The organism is Oleiphilus sp. HI0066 (genome assembly GCF_001635725.1).
The window spans coordinates 1-1,354 of record NZ_LWFH01001660.1; the positions used below are offsets into that span (position 1 = coordinate 1).

The 1,354-nt window shown below is 46.2% G+C and carries 1 protein-coding gene and 1 pseudogene; both read left to right on the plus strand.

What is annotated here, in order from left to right; genetic code table 11:
• The first annotated feature begins 251 nt into the window (after positions 1–251).
• A complete protein-coding gene (locus tag A3738_RS30195; RefSeq protein WP_156502713.1) occupies positions 252–401 on the plus strand; it encodes a hypothetical protein in 150 nt (49 codons plus the stop codon).
• A 33-nt stretch (positions 402–434) separates the two neighbouring features.
• Positions 435–1,354 (plus strand): annotated as a pseudogene (locus tag A3738_RS32770) (OmpP1/FadL family transporter); the annotation flags it as partial.

The window sequence follows — 1,354 nt, forward strand, 5'->3', positions numbered from 1 at the left end:
GATACGGAGTTTCGTTTTCATAGCGGGCCAGTGCACTAAACAATACACCTAATATTCCTCCTAGAAACCTTCTTTTAGTCCTCTTGACCGGTGCTGCCTCTTGCTCTATCGATTCCTTTCTGGAAATTAGATTTTTATATTCTTTCTTTTAAGGAATATTTGTTAGTCCTTTTTGTCATTATTTTTCTCGGTATCGCGTCCTTACACTGAGCTCAAGTTGTTAAGAAATGCAGACTTCAGTGGAGAAAAATATGAATGAAACAACACTCGTAAGTAAGAATCTTTTTGGGTTGGCAATGCTCTCTTTGGCGGCATCATATGTTTATGCCGCCGGTCTACAGGTGACACCTGGGACAGCTGTTTTTGGCACGGCAGGAGCAGGACAAGCGGCTCACGCTTGAGACGCGATGGCTTCTTGGTCAAACCCGGCGAATATGACACAACTAGAAGGTAATCAAGTGGCTGTTGGTGTTGTCGCAGCTGAAACTGATAATAACTTTGAAGCAGAACAACCTAAGGTCGGCCCCGCAAAGAAGGACGGTGGGGATGCCGGCGGGGTTGTTCACATACCATCAGTAGCTTACGTACATAGTTTGTCTGATGACCTCAAAGTAGGGGTGTCTTTGATGGTGCATTACGGAAACAGTATTGATTATGCCGATGATTGGGCTGGTGTGAATGTCGCGAAGTCTGCCAGCATGGAGACAATTCAGGTGCAGCCATCCGTTGCCTATCGTGTAACAGATAGTTTGTCATTGGGCGCAGGTATTAACGCAAACTATATCAAGGCTGAGCAAGAGCTAACGGTAATGGGGCAAGATCTTGGCTTAGATGCTGATGATGTTGCGTATGGCTGGACAGCCGGCGCAACGTGGGATCTTAATCAGTCGAATCGTCTTGGATTGGTATATCGCTCAGAGGTCAATGCAGATCTATAAGGAGGTGACAGCCTCAACGGTACAAGCGACTATGCCTCTTTGAACTGGGATAACCCGGCGACAGTCATGTTGAGTGGTTATCACCAAGTCAGTGATAACTCAGCATTTGTATGGGATGTGGGTCGTGTGTTCTACAGCTCTTTTGAAACCACCACTATTTACTCTGGGCTTTTAGGTATGGAGCTAGATATAGATCGTCATTGGCAAGACGCCAATCCATATGCAGTCGGTTGGGAATATGCCTTGAATTCCGATTGGACCTTACAAACAGGATTTTCTTTAGATGAGAGCCCTGTAGATGACCAGCACCGTTCTGCCGATATGCCGCTTGATGAAATCAAACGCTGTACCGTTGGCGCGCTCTATAGAGCAACTCCAGAGGTGGATGTGGCATTCCGTTTAGAGTATGCCGATTT